Source organism: Parasphingopyxis sp. (genome assembly GCF_052168295.1).
GTDB lineage: Bacteria > Pseudomonadota > Alphaproteobacteria > Sphingomonadales > Sphingomonadaceae > Parasphingopyxis.
The window spans coordinates 34,951-49,969 of sequence record NZ_JBQLZN010000077.1 but is presented as its reverse complement, the minus strand read 5'-3'; the positions used below and the strand labels follow the sequence as shown (position 1 = coordinate 49,969).

The window sequence follows — 15,019 nt, the reverse complement described above, 5'->3', positions numbered from 1 at the left end:
CACCGGCGGCTTCAGACGCTGTCCGCACGCGCGATCTCGGCACTGGCAAGCGTCTCGGCAAGCATATCGCCCGAAATCGGCTTTTTGAGCACGATATCGTCGGGCTCGACGAAATCGATCTGATCCCGGTCGTACGCTGTAATATAGACGAACGGTATGCCGCGCTCTTTCAGCGTCTGCGCAACCGGCTGGGAGGTCTTCCCGGCGCCCAGATTGACGTCGAGAAAGGCGATATCGAACTCCCTCTTTTTGGCAATCCTCTCCGCTTCGGATAGGTGAATGCTCGGGCCGACCACTTCGAAGCCGAGATCCTCCAGCAAGTCCACCATCTCGAACGCAACCATGATCTCGTCTTCTACTATGAATACCCGACGTGGCTGGTCAGTCATCATGCTCCTCTGCGTCTGTTTCGGCGTAGGGCGCTTCTAGGGTCCAGATGAGGCCCTCCGCGGGATAATCGATTGCAACGGATCCTCCTGTCTCCATTGCTACGGCACGGGTCGTGATGAACGTGCCGAACCCTTTGCTTTGGGGACTAACGGCTGGCGGCCCGCCGCGTTCCATCCATTTTATGGAAAGCATAGGCTCGCCCCCCTTGGATAGGGACCAACTTATGTCGACGCTACCGCCGACCGCCGAGAGCGCGCCGTATTTGAACGCATTGGTGGAGAGTTCGTAAAAGGCCATCGACAGGGCAAGCGCGTGTTTTGAGGGAACGGTGATATCGGGGCCGTCGGCATGGACATTGCCCTCGTCTATCTGCTGGCCGAGAATGTCCCGCACGATGCTGGCGATGGTGGCCGTTTTCCATGTTTTGCCGACAAGGCCCGCATGCGCCTTTGCATAGGCGTCGAGCCGCCGGTCGATGGTTTCGCGCAAACCGGGCATGACGCCGTCCTTGCGCAATGACTGGCTGACGATCGATTTGACGACGGTGAAGGCGTTCTTCACGCGGTGATCGAGCTCCGCGATCAGGATTTCCTGGTCGCGCTGCAAGCGCCGTTCCTTGTCGATATCGACCAGTGCCACGGCACCAGCGACCATCTCGCCCCCGTCATTGCGGATCGGCCGGCCGACGATCTTCATCCAGAAGCGCGAACCGTCGCCGCGCTGATAATGCACATCGAGTTCGGCTTCGTCTTCGCCGCCGCCGATGATCCGGGCCAGCGGATATTCGCGGCTTTCGACCCGGCGGCCATCGGCATGATAGGAAATCCATTCGCCGTACGAGTCCACGTCTTCGGACTTGAGCATCGGATGGCCAAGCATTGCCTCGACCCGCGAATTGCCGAGAATGATCTCGCCCGACGGGGCCTCTGCGATGACCACGCCGACCGGCACCATCTCGAGCGCGGCGCTCAGCAGAGACGACCTGCGGGCCGCATCCTCCGCCTTGCGCGCGTTGCGCGCACTTGCCTCGATTGCGTCTGCAAGTCTGTCGCGCAGCGCCGCATTTTCCGCGGCCAGGTCCTTGTCGGCGTCCATGCCATTCTCCCTATACTGGCACAGTAGCTCCAGCGCTCTGCCTTGAAATACGCATTTGCAAGCGAAAAGATGCAGTGAAGCGGACGGCCTCAGTCACCGAGACTGGACGCCAGGCGCTGATAGGCGTCGGCAAAATCTTCCTTGAACTGCTGCACGACCTGACCGGAGGAGAGTGGCTGGTTCATCAGCCCGACGCCCTGCCCGACCCAATAGGTCGCCAGATCCTTCGCGCCCTGATGACCGCCCTGGCTCAGCTTGTCGATCTTCTTGAGCGCGGGTTCCGATACCATGGACTGCATCGGCATGGGCAGCGGCTTGGGCGCGTCTTCGGCCTCCCAGGCATCCGTCCAAGGCGAGCGCAGTTGGCGCGACGGCTTTCCGGTGCGCGACCGCGAGCGCACCGTATCGCGCGAGCTGGCGGCCAGCATCTTTTCCTTCACCACCGGATTGGTTTCCGCCTCGGCCGTCGTCAGCCAGACCGAACCGCACCAGGCGCCCGCCGCACCCATCGCCATGGCTGCCGCCATCTGCTCGCCCGTAGTAATGCCGCCGGCCGCAAGGATCGGCGTGTCCGCGCCCATCTCGCGCACCGCCCGCGCCACTTCGGGGATCAGCACCATGGTAGACACGTCGCCGCAATGGCCGCCCGCCTCGCCGCCCGCGACGACGAGAATGTCGACGCCTGCATTGACCTGCGCCACGGCATGCTCCTTCGCGCCGACTAGGGCCGCCACCGGCACGTCATGCTGTTTCCCCATATCGAGCATCACCTGGGGCGGCACGCCCAGCGCGTTGGCGACGAGCTTGATCGGATATTCAAAGCCGACTTCGAGGCTGGTGCTGGCGCCCTCATCGCTGAGATTGCGGGCGAAGTTGCTCGAGATGCCGCGCGACTCGACGACACCTTCGCTGTCGATATCGTGATCGGCGAGGATGTCGTTGACGAACTCGGTATGCGTATCTGGGATCGACGCGGCGATCTTGCCCGGATCGACTTTCTGGCCCTTGCCCTCATATTTGTTCGGCACGATAAGATCGAGGCCATAGGGTTTGCCGTCGACATGCGCGTCGATCCAGTCCAGCTCTTCGCGCAGCCGATCGGGACCCAGCCCGACGGCACCGAATACGCCCATACCGCCAGCTTTCGACACGGCGGCAACGACGTCCCGGCAATGGGAAAAGGCGAGTAGCGGAAATTCGATATCGAGCATCGAACAAATCGGCGAATTCATCATGCAACCATCTCCTGTAGCCGGCACCATATCGGAGCGCGGCAGTCGCGCAAGACGCTTGCGCTGCGGTCGGCAACCGACGGCGGACAGCGATTTCTCCGGTTGAAACGGCACCGGACTCGGCTAGGCTGAGTCGATGAGCAACAGGGCCGATATCGCCATAGTCGGGGCGGGGCATGGCGGCGCGCAGGCCGCGATCATGCTGCGCCAGCAGAAGTTCGAGGGCAGCATCGCGCTGATCGGCGACGAGCCCGAATATCCCTATGAACGGCCGCCGCTGTCCAAGGAATATTTCGCCGGGGAGAAGCCGTTCGAACGGATCATGATCCGGCCGGAAAAATTCTGGGCAGAGCGCGATGTGCAGATGATGCTTGGCCGCCATGTCGATACCATCGATCCCGAGGCGCACCGGCTGACATTCGCGGACGGCGAGACGCTCGAATATGGGAAGCTAATCTGGGCGGCGGGCGGAATCCCGCGCATGCTGACCTGCCCCGGCCACGATCTGGTGGGCGTTCACGCCGTACGAACCCGCGCCGATACCGACGCGATGACGGCAAAACTCGACCGGGTCGAGCGAGTAGCAATCGTCGGCGGTGGCTATATCGGCCTGGAAGCCGCAGCCGTCCTCACAAAGCTTGGAAAGAAAGTCGTCCTGCTCGAAGCAATGGATCGCGTCTTGGCCAGAGTGGCAGGCGCGGAACTGTCCGATTTCTACGAAGCCTATCACCGCGCGCAGGGCGTCGACCTGCGCACCGGCGCGACGGTCACGGCAATTACCGGCGACGAAGGTCATGTCACGGGCGTCGAACTGGCCGATGGTGAAGTCGTACCGGCCGACATGGCGATCATCGGCATCGGCATCGTGCCTGCGGTCGAACCACTGATGGACGCGGGCGCGCAATGCGACAATGGCGTGCTGGTCGACGCGCAGTGCCGGACGAGCCTCCCCGATGTTTTCGCCATCGGCGATTGTGCGGCCCATGCGAACCGCTTTGCGGATGGCGAGACGGTGCGGCTGGAATCGGTGCAGAATGCCAACGACCAGGCGACGGTCGTGGCGAAGACGATCATGGGGTTGCCGGCCGAATATGACGCGATTCCCTGGTTCTGGTCGAACCAGTACGATCTCAAACTGCAGACCGTCGGCCTGTCGACAGGGCATGACGCGACGGTGCTGAGAGGAGATCCGGCGGCGGGCAGTTTCTCGATCGTCTATCTCAAGGCGGGCCGGGTGATCGCGCTCGACTGCGTCAGTGCGACCAAAGATTATGTGCAGGGCCGCAAGCTGATTCTCGAGCGTTGCACACCCGATCCGTCGCAACTCGCCGACCCGGCGATTCCGCTGAAAGAACTCGCCGATTGACCGCATCATGACACCGAAAAGGAGTATGGCAGTGAGCACGAGCAAGACCGGGCCCTTGGCCGGATGCAGGATCGTCGAGTTCGACGCGATCGGACCGGTGCCGCTCGCCGGGATGATCCTCGCCGATCTGGGCGCGGATATCGTCCGTATCGGCCGGCCGGGCAGTGGCGCAATGACGAACATGCCGGGCAATGTCGTGCTGAACCGCGGGCGGCAAACGGCCGAACTCAACCTCAAGGACGATGCACAGCGCGACCAGGCGATGGACCTGATCGCGCGTGCCGATGCCCTACTCGAAGGTCAGCGCCCCGGCGTCATGGAGAGGCTCGGCCTCGGGCCCGTAGACTGCCATGCGCGCAATCCGAAACTCGTCTACGGGCGGATGACGGGCTGGGGGCAGGATGGGCCGCTTTCCCAGAGCGCCGGCCACGACATCGGCTATATCGCGATCACCGGAGCGCTCGGTTCGATCGGCCCGAAAGACGCGCCGCCGCCGCCGCCGCTCAACCTGATCGGCGATTATGGCGGCGGGACGATGTTTCTCGTCACCGGCGTGCTGGCGGCGATCCTCTCCGCGCGCGAAACCGGCAAGGGCCAGGTCGTCGACGCCGCGATGACGGACGGTGCGGCGGTGCTGATGAGCATGTTCTACGCCTTTCATGCCGGCGGCATGTGGAGCGCGGAGCGCCATGCCAACCTGCTCGACGGCGGGACGCCCTGGTATCGCTGCTACGAGACGAGCGATGGCGGCTATATGGCCGTCGGCGCGATCGAGCCCCAATTCTATGCCGAATTGCTGGCGAAGCTCGAACTCGATCCGGACGAATATCCGCAGGCCGACAAGGCCGGATGGCCGAAAATGACAGAGACTTTCTCCGCGAAATTCGCCAGCCGCACACGCGACGAATGGGCCGCGCATTTCGAGGGCAGCGACGCCTGTGTCGCGCCGGTTCTATCGATCGCCGAAGCGCCGTCGCACCCGCACAATGTGGCGCGCAAGACCTTTGCCGAGCGCAACGGCATCATGCAGCCCATGCCCGCGCCGCGCTTTTCGGAGACTCCGGCGGAGATCGGCGAGGCCAGCGGAACGGTCCCCGTGGAGGACGTACTCGCGCGCTGGGGCTGAGAAGAGCTATCAGCTCTCGCGCTTGAAGGTCAGGCCCGCATTGGCCTCGAGCCGCCGGATCAGCGGATCGGCCATGACAGCGGCCGGCGTGAATATGCCGCCCGGCGCATCGGGCACGTCGCGCACGAGGCAGATCGCGCTCTCGGCGATCATCTTCGAGGTCGAGCCGTAGCCCGGGTCCTTGTCGCCGGTCACGCCCGCCGTCACGGTATTGCCGTCGCCGTCCTCGGCAATGAAGAGAACATCGTAGAAACCCGCCTCGCGCTCTTCCTTGCTTGGCCCTTCGCCGGGCTTCGGGCCGTCTTCGCTGGCCAGCGAGTTATCGCCCGCCACCGCCTTGGCCGCCGCTTCGCCGGCAGCGCCAGGGCCCGTCAGTACCATCTCGTCATAGACGAAATCCTCGCCATAGGGATGCCCGAGCAGGAAATTGGTGCGGTGTACGTTGCGCGTATTGATCGCCGCCATGATGAACGGCGCGACCCAGCTGTCGATATCGGCCTCATAATCGACCGTATTACCGGGCGGCTGATCTGCGCCCTGGAAACCCGGGGTCAGCGAGAAAGGATTGAGCAGAAGCTTCACGACTTCCGGATCCTTTGCCGCTGCCGCCATCGTCGCCTTCAGGCTCGCGGCCGTACCGCCGGAAAAGGTACCCTGCATGCCCCGCACACGCCCTCTTACCCGGCTGGCGGGCGCGCCGAACTCCTCTTTCGCGGCCTGCTGAACGAACCAGATGCCGAGATCGAACGGGATCGAGTCGAAGCCGCAGGAAAAGACGATCCGCGCACCGCTGTCTTTCGCCTTGGCTTCATATTTATCGATCATCTTGCGCATCCAGGCCGGTTCGCCGCACAGATCCACATAGTCGGTTCCCGCCTCCGCGCAGGCGGCCAGCAGCGCCTCGCCATAGAGCTGATACGGGCCGACGGTCGTGGCGACGCATTTGCCACGCGCCACCATATCGGCAAGCGACTGCGGATCGTCGGCGTCCGCGACGATGAGCGGCGTATCGGCAGGCGCGCCGATCTCGTCCCGCACCGCGGCCAGCTTGTCCGCGCTGCGCCCGGCCATCGCCCAGCGCACATCGCCGGCATAATTCTGCGCCAGATATTCGGCGACGAGGCGGCCGGTATAGCCGGTCGCGCCATACATGATGACATCGAACTCGCGGGTCTCGGACATGAATTTTCTCCAAAGCTTGGCAGACGCCGAGATGCGCCCTGCCGGTCATCGTTACGGGTTTATCGTTTCCGCCCTACACGCACGAAAAAGGGCGCCGCGTCAAACGCAGCGCCCCATTTCTCGCCGATTCTTCGCGACTAGAAGCGGACGCCGGCGGCAAGGCCGTAGCGGCGCGGTTCCAGCGTGAAGATGTTGGTGAACAGGCCCGAAGACGGGTCGGTCACATACTGGCCGGTAATCGCATCGTTATCGAAGATGTTCTGGATGAACGCCCGGACGAACCAGCGATCGTCCCGGCCGTTCAACTGCACCTGCGCATTGGCGATGCCGTAGGACGGGATGCGGTCGATCGGGCTGTTGAACGCGCGCGACCATTGATCGCCGGTAAAGGCGTAGTCGCCGCGCAGCACGACGTTCATGCCGTTGTTGAATTCGTGCGTGTACTGACCGCCGATCGAGAATTTCCAGTTCGGGGCCTGGGGCAGTTCGTTGCCTGTGACGTCGACCGCCTGCCCTTCCGCCACATCGAACGAACCGAAGCTGTTGAGCAGCGGCTGAAGCGCGGCAAGGGCCGGGTTGAACAAGCCGATATTGCCTGCCGCCGCCGCTGTGAGCGCGGAGCAGAAGGCGAAGGCGCCGGTCGTGTTCGTACCCGGGATCGGAACCGTCGGCTGCAGGCCGAGCGCGCCATTGATCGTATTGACGAATGCATTGGCGCCCGCAGCATTGCCGACAGCTTGCGGAATGACCGCGCAGTTCGACGCGTTGTCGAGATTCTTGAGAATCACCGTATCGTTTCGGCCGCCTGACGGATCACGCGAATCGATGATCTGGAGATCGCCGATGCTCGTATTCAGGTAGCTGGCAGTGAAATTGAACAGCCAGGCCGGGTCGGGCGACACCACTGCCTCGAGCTCCACACCCCAGACTTCGGCGCTGGTATTGGTGTTGATCGACGTACGCGCCAGAATGCGGCTCAGCTGCAGATCCTGATAATCATAGTAGAAGATCGATCCGTTGAGCTGTACCGCGCCGCCGGCCAAAGTATTCTTCGACCCAATCTCGAACGCGTTGATGATCTCCGGTTCGAAGGTAATCGGCACGCTCGGGAATTCGGTGCGGTTGATCGGCGGGTTGATGCCGCCCGATTTATAACCGCGCGACCAAGAGGCGTAGAGCAGGTTGTCCGGCGTCCACTGCCAGTCGAGCACGATGCGGCCCGTCACTTCGTCGAAGGACGCGCTTTCCTCTGCATAGGGCTGCACGCCCGCGATATTCGGATCGAAGTCGAATTCGCCGAAATTGCCGCCGTTATTCATGAAGGTGAAAACATCCGTCGTCCCGATCGGAACGAGCCCGACGAACAGCGGCGAGCGGGCCCGCACGAACTTCTCGTCGTTCGAATAGCGGATGCCGCCCGTCAGCCGGAGATTGTCCGTGATATCGACGTAAACTTCACCGAACAGGCCGTAGCTTTCGAGCGTGAAGAGCTCGGTTTCGCTGTTGAACATCGTCGGTCCGAGCGAGTTTACGCCGGCCAAACCGCCGGCGCCTGCGCTCTGCAGGGCGCCGAGCACACCGCCGGCATAGTCGAGGCCAAAGGCGTTGACGAAATAATCGCCGCCACGGTTGCGATGATTGAAATAGATGCCGCCGATCAGGAAGTTGAATGCCCCGTCTAGATCGGACGTCAGGATCGCTTCGATCGAATATTGCCGCGCATCGCTGGTCGAACGGTCGAACTCGATGCTGCGATTGGAACAACCGAAGACATTGCCGCCGAAAACACCGGCATAGGTGAGATCAGCCTCCGACGTACAGGCTACGCCGCCAGCGCCATTGGGCAGCAACGCGTTAAACACCGGCGCGAAGAAGGGCGATACCGGACTCAGCGGATTCGAAAATCCGGCCAGCGTTGCGAACGCGTTGCGCGCCTGCGCACCGAAAGGCGGAGCGGCGGTCAGGTTATAGTCGGTCCGCGTGTCGATCGACGTTTCCTGCCAGCCGCCGGTCAGCTGCAGCGATACGGGGCCGAAATTGTGATCGATCTGCGCCATCACAAACCATTCGTCGGCCTGATAGGTCGGGTTGAAATCGATATTGACCGTCCGGACATCGCTCGGGACAGTCACACCGGCATATTGGTCGGGGCCGTACAGGCTCGTCAGGCCGAGCGGCGCAAAAGCCGCCCCGCCAGCAATCCCCAGGAATTCGGCCGACGCGAAAATCGACGCCAGCGTGGCGTTGGCGTTGACCGGTTCCGCCTGTAGCTGTGTCGGCAGACAGCCGAGTACACCAGTCGGGTCGCGGTCGCAAAGCTGCTTCTGGATACGCGACCGGTTGCTATCCTCCTCGAAATAATAACCGATAATGTCGATCGTCGTATCGGGGCCCGGCTCGAGGCGGAGCGATCCGCGAATAGCCCATTGATCGCGCCCATCGATATCCGATCCGTCGAAGAGGTTCGTCGTATAACCGTCACGGTTGATGTAGCTGCCAGCGACGCGGAGGCCCGCCCAATCGGTCAGCGGAAGGTTCACCATGCCTTCGGCGCGCATCGCATCGAAATTGCCATATTCGACTTCGGCACTCGCCGAGAAGCCGCCGAGATCTGGCCGCGCGGTGATCGTGTTCAACACGCCACTGGTCGCGTTGCGGCCGTAGAGCGTGCCCTGCGGGCCGCGCAGAACCTCGATCCGCTCGAGATCGAAATATTCCGTTTCGAAGAGGCGCGTCGCGAGCACCGGCATGCCGTTGATATGAATGCCGAGCGCGCTGTCGCACGAGAAGCCGACGCACAGGTTGCCGACGCCGCGAATGGCGAGGCTCGACCCGGTGAAGTTCCCTTTCGAGAAGGTGATGTTCGGCAGGCTCAGCTGGAGATCGCTGACGCTTTCGATCTGCTGGCTTTCGAGCGCCTGCGAGTCGAACGCCGACACCGCGATCGGGACCTCCTGCAGCGTCTGTGCCTGGCGCTGGGCGGTCACGATGATCGGTGCGTTGGCGGTGCCGGTGGTGCTTGCGTTGGTCTGCGCCATCGCGGGGGTTACCATCCCCGCACCGAGCGCGGTCGCGATCAACAACTGAGTCTTTTTCACAGCATTCTCTCCCCATAATGCGCGCCGGTTATCCGGCTTGTCTGCGGCTGGCTCGCGCCAGTTCTCGAATTTTCAGAGATGGCCGCCGATGGGGAGGTTCGGGGTTACGGCGCAGAAACTGCCCGTTCCCCGCATCATTATTCGCCCCGCCGACACTCTCTCCGACATTTTATTTTTCTTGAAGGCTAAGCCGCACAGGAATCTGCGTCAACCGCAATTGACGCAAACGGAATGCTTAATTTCCGCCATTGTGCAAGGCTGCAACAGTTCGTTTACCGCAATATGGGCGCAGGTTTACGCTACGGCGCGCTGCCGTTCGCGCATCTGATCGGCGATCTTCTCGGCGATCATGATGACCGGCGCATTCGTATTTCCGCCGATCAGCGTTGGCATGACCGATGCGTCGACAACGCGCAGCCCGCGCATGCCGCGCATTTTCAGATCCGAATCCAGCGGCGAATCATCGTCCGCACCCATCCGGACAGTACCGACCGGATGATAGATGGTTTCCGCCGTTTCGCGGACATAGCCGTCGATGTCGGCATCGCTCTCGACGGCATCGCCGGGCACGATTTCGGGGCCGCGCATGGAATCGAGCGCGCCCTGCCGGCAAATCGAACGGATGATCCGCACGGACTCGCGCATGACGCGTTTGTCCTCCTCGCTGTCGAGATAATTGGGGTCTATCCGCGGCGGCGCGAAGGGATCGGCGGAATGGAGGCCGATCTCGCCCCGGCTTTCCGGCCGCAGCTGGCAGGCATGGACGGTGAAGCCGTCCTTCTTCACCTCCTGAAAGCCGTGCTCGATCATGATCGCGTTGACGAGGTGCAACTGGATATCCGGCCTGTCGAGCCCTTCACGCGATTTGAGGAACGCGCCGGCCTGCAGGAAATTATCGGTGCCTGCGCCCTTGCGGCGGGCGAGGAAATCGAGCGCCACGACGATCTTCTTGAGACCCGCCTGCTTGGAATGCGCCGATAATTTCTGTGTCATCTCGTGCGCAACGACGACGTCGAGATGATCCTGCAGGTTCTTGCCGACCTGGGGCGATGCATAGGCGACGTCTATGCCGTGCTTCTTGAGTTCTTCCGGATCGCCAATGCCCGACAGCAGCAGCAGTTGTGGCGACTGAACCGCACCCGCGCAGACGATGACCTCACGCCGCGCTTTCACGATCCGCTTTTCGCGGCCTTTGCCCGATACCGCCTCAACGCCCGTCGCGCGCTTGTCCTCGACGAGGATTTTCGTGACGAGGCCGGTCGAGAGGATCGCCAGATTGTCGCGCTTGCCGGCGATCGGCCGCAGATAGGCCCGGGCCGCGCTGAACCGTTCGCCATCGGCAATTGTGCGCTGGTAGGGTCCCATACCTTCCTGCTGCTCGCCGTTGAAATCGTCCGTAGTCGGATAGCCGGCCGCCGCGCCCGCACCGACGAACTGGCCGTAGATCGGATCGTCCATCCGGCTGTTGGTGACGCCGAGCGGGCCTTCCCGGCCGTGATATTCATCATCGCCCTCGGCATAGCTTTCCGATTTCTTGAAATAGGGGAGAACGTCGTCATAGCCCCAGCCGGTCAGCCCCATCTGCCGCCATTGATCGTAATCGCGCGCATGGCCGCGGATATAGATCATGCCGTTGATGCTCGACGAGCCGCCCCAGCCCTTGCCGCGCGGCCAATAGAGCTTGCGGTCGTTCAGATGTTTCTGCGGCTCGGTCCAGAAGAACCAGTTCTGCGGATTGGGCTTCTTGAGCAACGCGCCGACGCCCGCAGGCATTTTCACAAGCAGGCTTTTGTCTTCCTTGCCCGCCTCGATCAGGCAGACCGATACCGAGGGATCGGCGGACAGGCGATTGGCCATGACGCAGCCGGCGCTCCCAGCGCCGACGATTACGTAATCGAATTCGGTGGTCTCGGTCGCCATGCTCAGATGCTCCGCCCGATGACTTCCTTCATGATCTCCGACGTGCCGCCATAGATGCGCTGCACGCGCGCGTCGCGCCACATGCGGGCGATCGGATATTCGTTCATGTAACCGGCCCCGCCATGGAGCTGCAGCGCGGCATCGCAACAGCGCCATTGCAGCTCGGTATGCCAGAGCTTGGCGGCCGAGCCCTCATCGGCGGTCAGCTCGCCGCGCAGATGCTTGGACAGCGCCCAGTCGATATGCGCCCAGCCGACCTGGAGCTGCGCGGCCAGATCGGCGAGCGTGAAGCGCGTATTCTGGAAATCGAAGATGCGCTGGCCGAAGGCCTTGCGATCCTTGGTAAAGCCGACCGCCTCGTCGAAGGCCCGCTGCGCCCCGGCCTGCGCGCCGATGGCGATGCTGAGCCGCTCCTGCGGCAGCTGGCTCATCAGATAGATGAAGCCGCGCCCCTCCTCGCCCAGGCAATTGGTGATTGGCACGCGGACATCGTTGAAGAAGAGTTCCGAGGTGTCAGCCGAATGCTGGCCGATCTTGTCGAGGTTGCGGCCGCGCGCGAAGCCGTCCCGGTCCGCCTCCACGAGAATCAGCGAGACGCCCTTGGCGCCTTCGGTCGGATCGGTCTTGGCGACGACGATCACGACATCTGCATTCTGGCCGTTGGTGATGTACGTTTTCGACCCGTTGATGACGTAATGATTGCCGTCCTTCTTGGCCGTCGTCTTCACGCTTTGCAGGTCCGAACCCGTGCCCGGCTCGGTCATCGCGATGGCCGTCACCGCCTCGCCCGACACCAGCTTCGGTATCCAGTGCTGCTTCTGCGCTTCGGAGCCATAGGCGAGGAAATAATCGGCCGTGATGTCGGACTGGAGCGTGATCCCGGCGGACGAGCCCGCATAGGCCAATTCCTCGTCGATCACCGCATTGTATCCGAAATCGAGGCCCAGCCCGCCATATTCCTCCGGCATGGTCGGGCACAGTAATCCCGCCTCGCCGCAGGCCGACCAGAAATCGCGATCGACAATCTCTTCCTTTTCCCAGCGGTCGAGATTGGGATGCAATTCCTTGTCGAAGAATTTGCGCACCTGATCGCGGAAAAGCTCGTGATTTTCGTCATAGGCGGTGCGGTTGGCTGTCTGCAGCATTGAAATATCCTTTCGTCCCCGCGCCGCTTCGCGCGAGATTCCTTCGCAATCCGAATAAGCAGTCGCCGTCCGTGATATGCTGGTTGACGCGAACGTCAACCTTAATGCACAAGGGCTCGCGAATGCGGGACACCGCGACTCATGGAAAACGAGGAGATTATCGATGGCAGCCGCCTATATTGTTGATGCAGTGCGAACCGCCGGCGGACGTCGCGGCGGCAAGCTGGCCGGAGTACACCCGGTCGATCTCGGCGCGGCCGTTTTCGACGCCATCGCCGACCGCAACGATTTCGATCCGGCGGCCATCGACGATGTGATCACCGGCTGCGTGATGCAGGGCGGCGAGCAGACGATGGATGTCGGCCGCAATGCCGTGCTCGCGTCCAAGCTGCCCGATTCGATTCCCGCGGTTTCGATCGATCGCCAGTGCGGTTCCTCGCAGCAGTCGATCCAGTTCGCTTCGCAGGCCGTGATGAGCGGCACTCAGGACATCGTGCTCGCCAGCGGTATCGAGAGCATGACCCGCGTGCCGATGGGCTCGACGGCGACGCTCTACATGAAGGAAGGCATGGGCAATTATAAGAGCCCGCGCCTCGAAGACGCCTATCCGAAGATCATGTTCAGCCAGTTCATGGGCGCCGAGATGGTCGCGAAAAAGCACGACCTGACCAAGGACCAGCTCGACGAATATGCGCTCGCATCGCATCAGAAGGCGAAGGCCGCGACGGAAGCGGGCAAGTTCGACAATGAGATCGTGCCGCTCGAAGTGGAAACGCCCGAAGGCCCGGAAACGCACAAGGTCGACGAAGGCATTCGCTTCGACGCGACGCTCGAAGGCATCCAGGGCGTCAAGCTGATCCAGGAAGGCGGTGTGATCACGGCGGCGTCCTCGAGCCAGATCTGCGACGGCGCATCGGCCGTCCTCGTCGTCAGCGAACAGGCGCTCAAGGATCATGGCCTGACGCCCCGCGCGCGCATCCACAACCTCACCGTCACGGCCGGCGACCCGGTCATCATGCTCGAAGAGCCGCTGTTCGCGACGGACAAGGCGCTGGAAAAGGCCGGGCTCTCGATCGGCGACATCGACGTCTATGAAGTGAACGAGGCCTTCGCGCCCGTTCCGCTCGCCTGGCTCAAGCATACGGGCGCGGACCCGGACAAGATCAACGTCCATGGCGGCGCGATCGCGCTCGGCCATCCGCTCGGCGCGTCGGGCACGAAGCTCATGGCGACGCTTTTGAACGCCCTCGAACAGCGCGAGGGCAAGTACGGCCTGCAGACGATGTGCGAAGGCGGCGGCCAGGCCAATGTCACGATTATCGAGCGGATGAGCTAGACGCTTCGATTTCCAATAACGCCCGCCCGGGACTATCCTAGGCGGGCGTTTGTATTCTTACCTCGCGCCTTTTCGGGCGCTCCCAGAACAAGAGGATCATCATGGAACTCAATGAAAATATCTCGGCAGTGATCACCGGCGGCGCTTCGGGCCTCGGCGCGGCGACGGCGCGCCTGCTCGCATCGAAGGGCGTGAAGGTCGCGATCTTCGACCTGCAGGCGGAAAAGGGCAATGCCATGGCCGACGAGATCGGCGGCGTATTCTGCGAGGTCAATGTGACCGAGGACGAGAGCGTCGATGCGGGCTTCGCCAAGGCGCGCGAGGCGATCGGCCAGGAGCGGATCCTCGTCAATTGCGCGGGCACGGGCGCGGCGATGAAGACCGCGAGCCGCTCCAAGGAAGACGGCTCGATCAAGCATTATCCGGCCGACGCCTTTAACTGGCTCATCCAGATCAATCTGGTCGGCACGTTCCGCTGCATCGCCAAATCGGCGGCCGGCATGATGACGCTCGACCCGTTGACCGAAGGCGGCGATCGCGGCGCGATCGTCAACACCGCTTCGGTCGCGGCCGAAGACGGGCAGATGGGCCAGGTCGCCTATTCTGCCTCCAAGGCCGGCGTCGTCGGCATGACGCTGCCGATCGCGCGCGACCTGATGAGCGAGAATATCCGGATCAACACGATCCTGCCCGGCATCTTCGATACACCGCTCCTGATGGGCGCGCCGCAAAAGGTCCGCGATGCGCTCGCCGCCTCGGTGCCCTTCCCCAAGCGCCTCGGCAATCCCGACGAATATGCGCATCTGGCGCTCGCGATGATCGAGAATGACTATTTCAACGGCGAGGATGTCCGCCTCGACGGCGCGATCCGGATGGCCCCGCGGTAAACCGCGGGGTGGCCGCATGACCCGGAGATAAGCGGGTCGATCCGTTCGGTTCACGAGAAGGCGGGCTTCGGCCCGCCTTTTCTTTTGACGATTGCACACTCCCTGAGAATCGCTTCCGGCCGCAAGCCGGCCGATAGCGCATTTGTTCGAGAACCGGGTACTGCACGGCTTTTCGGCGTTCGGGCATATGAATATCCATTGGAAAATCGCTGACCTTTGGCGCATGTTTTGGTATTGAAAGG

11 protein-coding genes are annotated in these 15,019 nt (G+C 62.6%); 4 read left to right on the top strand and 7 right to left on the bottom strand.

Going from position 1 to position 15,019, the window contains the following annotated elements; genetic code table 11:
- Positions 1 to 11 precede the first annotated feature (11 nt).
- The 3 genes from ACTS1Z_RS12215 to ACTS1Z_RS12205 form a co-directional block, all read right to left on the bottom strand.
- Positions 12 to 392, bottom strand: coding sequence for a response regulator (locus ACTS1Z_RS12215; protein WP_442624746.1), 381 nt, complete (start codon positions 390 to 392; stop codon positions 12 to 14).
- Positions 382 to 1,485 carry an HWE histidine kinase domain-containing protein gene (locus tag ACTS1Z_RS12210; RefSeq protein WP_442624745.1) on the bottom strand — a complete coding sequence of 368 codons (1,104 nt, stop codon included), beginning with the start codon at positions 1,483 to 1,485 and terminating at the stop codon, positions 382 to 384. Before ACTS1Z_RS12210 ends, ACTS1Z_RS12215 begins: the two co-directional genes overlap by 11 nt.
- 89 nt (positions 1,486 to 1,574) lie before the next feature.
- The gene (locus tag ACTS1Z_RS12205) at positions 1,575 to 2,720 is read right to left on the bottom strand and encodes an NAD(P)H-dependent flavin oxidoreductase (protein WP_442624744.1); all 1,146 of its coding nucleotides are present in this window, start codon (positions 2,718 to 2,720) and stop codon (positions 1,575 to 1,577) included.
- 133 nt (positions 2,721 to 2,853) lie between these two features.
- Here ACTS1Z_RS12205 and ACTS1Z_RS12200 point away from each other — a divergent pair, with 133 nt between their 5' ends.
- Both ACTS1Z_RS12200 and ACTS1Z_RS12195 read left to right on the top strand, forming a co-directional pair.
- A complete protein-coding gene (locus ACTS1Z_RS12200; RefSeq protein WP_442624743.1) occupies positions 2,854 to 4,083 on the top strand; it encodes an NAD(P)/FAD-dependent oxidoreductase in 1,230 nt (409 codons plus the stop codon).
- A gap of 25 nt (positions 4,084 to 4,108) precedes the next feature.
- Complete coding sequence (locus ACTS1Z_RS12195) at positions 4,109 to 5,209, top strand: CaiB/BaiF CoA transferase family protein (protein ID WP_442624742.1); 1,101 nt, start codon at positions 4,109 to 4,111, stop codon at positions 5,207 to 5,209.
- Positions 5,210 to 5,218: 9 nt separating this feature from the next.
- Here the strand turns inward: ACTS1Z_RS12195 and ACTS1Z_RS12190 are convergent, their stop codons facing one another.
- The 4 genes from ACTS1Z_RS12190 to ACTS1Z_RS12175 form a co-directional block, all read right to left on the bottom strand.
- Positions 5,219 to 6,391 carry a saccharopine dehydrogenase family protein gene (locus ACTS1Z_RS12190; protein ID WP_442624741.1) on the bottom strand — a complete coding sequence of 391 codons (1,173 nt, stop codon included), beginning with the start codon at positions 6,389 to 6,391 and terminating at the stop codon, positions 5,219 to 5,221.
- 137 nt (positions 6,392 to 6,528) lie between these two features.
- Positions 6,529 to 9,489 carry a TonB-dependent receptor gene (locus ACTS1Z_RS12185; RefSeq protein ID WP_442624740.1) on the bottom strand — a complete coding sequence of 987 codons (2,961 nt, stop codon included), beginning with the start codon at positions 9,487 to 9,489 and terminating at the stop codon, positions 6,529 to 6,531.
- 294 nt (positions 9,490 to 9,783) lie between these two features.
- Positions 9,784 to 11,409: a choline dehydrogenase gene (locus ACTS1Z_RS12180; RefSeq protein ID WP_442624739.1), complete on the bottom strand. Its 1,626-nt coding sequence runs from the start codon at positions 11,407 to 11,409 to the stop codon at positions 9,784 to 9,786.
- A gap of 2 nt (positions 11,410 to 11,411) precedes the next feature.
- Complete coding sequence (locus ACTS1Z_RS12175; protein ID WP_442624738.1) at positions 11,412 to 12,554, bottom strand: acyl-CoA dehydrogenase family protein; 1,143 nt, start codon at positions 12,552 to 12,554, stop codon at positions 11,412 to 11,414.
- Positions 12,555 to 12,717: 163 nt separating this feature from the next.
- Here ACTS1Z_RS12175 and ACTS1Z_RS12170 point away from each other — a divergent pair, with 163 nt between their 5' ends.
- Both ACTS1Z_RS12170 and ACTS1Z_RS12165 read left to right on the top strand, forming a co-directional pair.
- Positions 12,718 to 13,890, top strand: a complete 1,173-nt coding sequence (locus tag ACTS1Z_RS12170) for an acetyl-CoA C-acetyltransferase (protein ID WP_442624737.1) — start codon at positions 12,718 to 12,720, stop codon at positions 13,888 to 13,890.
- Positions 13,891 to 13,991: 101 nt separating this feature from the next.
- Complete coding sequence (locus ACTS1Z_RS12165; protein WP_442624736.1) at positions 13,992 to 14,777, top strand: SDR family NAD(P)-dependent oxidoreductase; 786 nt, start codon at positions 13,992 to 13,994, stop codon at positions 14,775 to 14,777.
- Positions 14,778 to 15,019: the final 242 nt, after the last annotated feature.

Bases quoted from the DNA above. Each gene is read 5' to 3' on its own strand.
- ACTS1Z_RS12170 (WP_442624737.1), top strand. From the start codon at position 12,718: ATGGCAGCCGCCTATATTGTTGATGCAGTGCGAACCGCCGGCGGACGT.
- ACTS1Z_RS12180 (WP_442624739.1), bottom strand. From the start codon at position 11,409: ATGGCGACCGAGACCACCGAATTCGATTACGTAATCGTCGGCGCTGGG.
- ACTS1Z_RS12190 (WP_442624741.1), bottom strand. From the start codon at position 6,391: ATGTCCGAGACCCGCGAGTTCGATGTCATCATGTATGGCGCGACCGGC.
- ACTS1Z_RS12200 (WP_442624743.1), top strand. From the start codon at position 2,854: ATGAGCAACAGGGCCGATATCGCCATAGTCGGGGCGGGGCATGGCGGC.
- ACTS1Z_RS12165 (WP_442624736.1), top strand. From the start codon at position 13,992: ATGGAACTCAATGAAAATATCTCGGCAGTGATCACCGGCGGCGCTTCG.
- ACTS1Z_RS12175 (WP_442624738.1), bottom strand. From the start codon at position 12,554: ATGCTGCAGACAGCCAACCGCACCGCCTATGACGAAAATCACGAGCTT.
- ACTS1Z_RS12210 (WP_442624745.1), bottom strand. From the start codon at position 1,485: ATGGACGCCGACAAGGACCTGGCCGCGGAAAATGCGGCGCTGCGCGAC.
- ACTS1Z_RS12195 (WP_442624742.1), top strand. From the start codon at position 4,109: ATGGCAGTGAGCACGAGCAAGACCGGGCCCTTGGCCGGATGCAGGATC.
- ACTS1Z_RS12215 (WP_442624746.1), bottom strand. From the start codon at position 392: ATGATGACTGACCAGCCACGTCGGGTATTCATAGTAGAAGACGAGATC.
- ACTS1Z_RS12205 (WP_442624744.1), bottom strand. From the start codon at position 2,720: ATGATGAATTCGCCGATTTGTTCGATGCTCGATATCGAATTTCCGCTA.